General features: G+C 76.8%; 3 protein-coding genes and 1 pseudogene. 3 read left to right on the top strand and 1 reads right to left on the bottom strand.

Translation table 11 applies throughout. From position 1 onward, the window contains the following. Positions 1 to 1,186, top strand: a 1,186-nt coding sequence (locus CG736_RS35755) for a molybdopterin molybdotransferase MoeA (RefSeq protein ID WP_369880816.1), incomplete at its 5' end; no start/stop codon positions are given. Positions 1,187 to 1,334: 148 nt separating this feature from the next. Here CG736_RS35755 and CG736_RS35750 read toward each other — a convergent pair. Continuing rightward, a complete protein-coding gene (locus tag CG736_RS35750; RefSeq protein WP_198520714.1) occupies positions 1,335 to 2,444 on the bottom strand; it encodes a TrkA family potassium uptake protein in 1,110 nt (369 codons plus the stop codon). A gap of 151 nt (positions 2,445 to 2,595) precedes the next feature. On the opposite strand from CG736_RS35750, the gene CG736_RS35745 reads away from it, so the two are divergent. Then, positions 2,596 to 3,564: an NAD(P)H-quinone oxidoreductase gene (locus CG736_RS35745; RefSeq protein WP_100590257.1), complete on the top strand. Its 969-nt coding sequence runs from the start codon at positions 2,596 to 2,598 to the stop codon at positions 3,562 to 3,564. A gap of 118 nt (positions 3,565 to 3,682) precedes the next feature. Then, positions 3,683 to 4,308, top strand: a pseudogene (locus CG736_RS35740) (hypothetical protein); the annotation flags it as partial.

Genomic DNA, 4,308 nt, shown 5'->3' with positions numbered 1-4,308 from the left:
GGCGCCGGCCGCGGCGGCGACGCTGCGCGGCTGCCCGTGGCCGGTGGCCCGGCGCACCGCGGCGGCGGCGGCGCGCCCGCTGCCGGTGGAGCCGGTGCCGTCGGCGGCCGCGGTCGGGCGGACTCTCGCCGAGCCGCTGACCGCGCTCACCGACCTGCCCGCCTTCGACACCTCGGCGATGGACGGCTGGGCGGTGGCCGGGCCGGGCCCGTGGCGGCTGTCCGGCCGGGTGCTGGCGGGTCAGGGCTGTGTCCCGCTGGCGGACGGCGCGGCGGTGGAGATCGCCACCGGCGCCCAGTTGCCGTCCGGCGCCACCGGGGTGCTCCGTCGCGAGCGCGGCCGACCGGTCGAACTGCCGGACGGGGCGGTCCAGTTGTACGGCGTGGTCGGCCCGGGCCAGGACGTCCGGCCGCGTGGGCAGGAGTGCGGCCGGGGTGAGGAACTGCTGCCCGCCGGGCTGCCGGTGACTCCGGCGGTGCTCGGTCTGGCGGCTGCCGCCGGGCACGACCGGCTGGCCGTGCACCGCCGTCCGACCGTCGAACTGCTGCTGCTGGGCGACGAGTTGCTGACGTCGGGGCTTCCCGCGCCGGGCCGGGTGCGGGACGCGCTGGGCCCGCTGCTGCCGCCGTGGCTGGCCGCCGCCGGGGCGGAACTGCTCGGCAGTCGCTACGTCCGGGACGACTTCGGGCTGCTGCGGGACGCGATCCGGCACTCGCCCGCCGACCTGGTGCTGACCACGGGCGGCACCGCCGCCGGGCCGGTGGACTTCCTGCACGCCGCGTTGGCGGCCACCGGCGGGCATCCGCTGGTGGACGGGGTGGCGGTGCGGCCCGGGCATCCGATGCTGCTGGCGGCGCTGCCGGGCGGTCGGCACCTGGTGGGCCTGCCGGGCAATCCGCTGGCGGCCGTCGCGGGCCTGGTGACGCTCGCGCTGCCGCTGCTGCACGCGCTGTCCGGGCGGATCGCCCCTGCGGCCGAGCCGACCGAGGCGCTGGCCGCCGCGCTGCCCGGGCACCCGGTGGACACCCGGCTGCACCCCGTCCGGCGCACTCCCGCCGGGCTCGCCCCGCTGCCGCACGACGGTCCGGCGATGCTGCGCGGCCTGGCCCGGGCGGAGGCGCTGGCCGTGGTGCCGCCCGGCGGTCTGGCGGCGGGGGAGCGCGCCGAGGTGCTGCCGCTGCCCTGACCGGCCGGGCGGATGTTCCACGTGGAACCCGGCCGCCGGACCGGGCCGACCGGGGCACTGACCGGGCGGATGTTCCACGTGGAACCGACCGCCGGACCGGGCCGACCGGGGCACTGACCGGGCGGATGTTCCACGTGGAACCGTCAGGTCACTGCGGGACGACGGGCGTGCCCGGCTTGATGACGATCACCCGGTCGGTGAGCTGGAGCACCGCCGCCTCCGGTTCGGTGTAGTTGAGCACCCGGCGCCCGCGCACCACGGCCACCACCAGGTCGGGCAGCTCGCGCGGGCTCTGTCCGGCCTCGGCCTTGGTGACGGGGCGTTCCGCGACGTCCAGGCCGTTGCCGTAGGTGAGCAGGTCCTCCATCACGGCGCCCGCGTTGGGGCTGAGCATCGACATGCCGAGCAGGCGGCCGGCCGAACTGGAGGAGGTGACCACCACGTCGGCGCCGCTCTGCCGGAGCAGCGGGGCGTTCTCGTCCTCGCGGACGGCGGCGACCACGGTGGCGCCCCGGTTGAGCTGGCGGGCCGTCAGGGTGATCAGTGCGGCGGTGTCGTCGCGCTCGGGGGCGACCACCACCTGGGCGGCGCGCGGCAGTTCGGCGCGCATCAGGGTCGCGGTGCGGGTGGCGTCGCCGAGCACGCCGACCAGGCCGTCGTGGGTGGCCTGGTCGATGGCCCGGGGCTGCGGGTCGACCACCACGATGGAGTCCTTCGGAACGCCCTGTCCGAGCAGGGTGTCCACGGCGCTGCGGCCCTTGGTCCCGTAGCCGATGACGACGGTGTGGTCCCGCACGACGTGCCTCCAGCGTTCGATCCGCCACTGCAGGCGGGTGCGTTCGGTGAGCACTTCGAGAGTCGTGCCGACCAGGATGATCAGGAAGACCACGCGCAGCGGCGTGATCACGAAGATGTTCACCAGCCGCGCGCCGTCGCTCACCGGGGTGATGTCGCCGTAGCCGGTGGTGGAGAGGGTGACGGTCGCGTAGTACGCCGAGTCGAGGAAGCTGACCGAGCCGTTCGCGTTGTCGTTGTAGCCGTCACGGTCCAGGTACACGATCAGCGTGGTCGCCACCAGCACGCCCAGCGCCAGCAGCAGGCGGCGGCCGACCTGCCGCAGCGGCGGGCGGGTCCGGCGGGCGGGCAGCGAGATCCGGCGGGCGGGGTCGGTGTCTTCGGTGCCCTGGTCCCGGAAACGACTGAGCGTCAGACGGGACGGCCGGGCACCCGGGTCGTCGGGCGGATTGGAGTTCGACACAGGCACAAGGATGGGGGGTGAAGGCGTCGCCCACCGACCCCGGGGGCGGAGTGTCGCCAGCCTGTCCAGCCGGGGCCCCGACCCTTGACGGACTGCCGGTTGACGGCGGGGGGACGGCGTGGCCCGAGGGCGGGGGCGTAGCGTGGCGGCCATGCGAGCCATCACGATTCCCGAGCCCGGCGGTCCCGAGCAGCTGGTCTGGGCCGAGGTGCCCGATCCCGTTCCGGCGGCCGGCGAAGTGCTGGTCGAGGTCGCCGCCACCGCGGTCAACCGCGCCGATCTGCTGCAGCGTCAGGGCTTCTACGATCCGCCGCCGGGCAGTTCGCCCTACCCGGGCCTGGAGTGCGCGGGCCGGATCTCCGCGCTCGGCCCCGGTGTGGCCGGCTGGGCGGTCGGCGACGAGGTGTGCGCGCTGCTGGCCGGCGGCGGCTACGCCCAGCAGGTCGCCGTCCCGGTCGGCCAACTGCTGCCGGTGCCCAAGGGGTTGACGCCCGCGCAGGCCGCAGCGCTGCCCGAGGTGGCCTGCACGGTGTGGTCGAACGTCTTCCAGGTCGCGCACCTGCGCCCCGGCGAGACGGTGCTGCTGCACGGCGGCGCCAGCGGCATCGGCACCATGGCGATCCAGCTGGCCAAGGCGGTCGGGGCCCGGGTGGCGGTCACCGCCGGCAGCCCGGAGAAGCTCGCCCGGTGCGCCGAACTCGGCGCGGACGTGCTGATCGACTACCGCCGGCAGGACTTCGTCGCGGAGCTCGCCGAGCTCGGCGGGGCCGACGTCATCCTCGACATCATGGGCGCCAAGTACCTGGAGCGGAACGTGGACGCCCTCGCGGTCAACGGCCGCCTGGTGGTGATCGGCATGCAGGGCGGCGTCAAGGCCGAGCTCAACCTGGCCACCCTGCTGGCCAAGCGGGCCGCGGTGATCGCCACCAACCTGCGCGGTCGTCCGCTGGCCGAGAAGGCGGCGATCGTGGCCGCGGTGCGCGAGCACGTCTGGCCGCTGGTGGAGGCGGGCGTGGTCCGGCCCGTGGTGGACCGGGTCCTGCCGATCGCCGACGCCGCCGAGGCGCACCGGGTGGTCGAGGCCGGCGCCCAGGTCGGAAAGGTCGTCCTGGAGGTGTGAGCAAGGGCCGCGGGGCGGCGGAAATGCCTGGAATGTCCCGGTGTGTGAGGCTGGATCCAAGCTGTTCCGCCTCCGCCCGCACCTCGCTGCGGGCGACCGTCGGGAGGACCTGCTTTCCATGCTCGCTCGCCGCCGCCCCGTGCCCCCGGCCCCGCGCCGCACCCCCACCGCCCGCCCCGGCGCCCTGCTCCGCAGGGCCGCGCTGACCGGCCTGGCGCTGCCGCTGCTGCTGGCCGCCCCCGTCTTCGCCGCCGATCCGACGGCCGACTTCCGACAGCAGACCCAGGCGCGCCTGGACGCCGCCCGACAGCAGGCGCAGGCCGAGTTCGACGCCGAGGTCGGACTGGCCGCGGAGCAGCTCGCGCAGGCCGCGGCGGCGGGGCGGTCCCTGCAGCCGACGGCGCCGGCCGACGGCGCGATATCCGGGACGGCCCAGGCCGTCCCCGCGCCCGTCCCCGTCCCGGTGCCCGCCGCCCCGAGCTCCACCCGGACGACCGGCTCCCCGGGTCCGACCCCCGCCCCCGCCGGACCGGCCGGGCCGTCCCGCACGCCGATGCCCGTCGCCACGCCGTCCGCCCCGCCGAGCGTCGCCGCCATGTCCGCCACGCCCGTCGCGGCCGCCGGGCCGCCCGCAGCCGTCGAGCCGCCCGCCCCGACCGAGCCGTCGCCGTCCGCGGGACGCCCGGCCGAGCCGCCCGCCGAGCCCCCGGCGCCCACGAGCGCGGAGCCGACCCCGTCGAGCGC

The organism is Kitasatospora sp. CB02891 (genome assembly GCF_002803145.1).
Lineage (GTDB): Bacteria > Actinomycetota > Actinomycetes > Streptomycetales > Streptomycetaceae > Kitasatospora > Kitasatospora griseola.
This window is presented reverse-complemented; position numbering and strand designations above follow the sequence as displayed.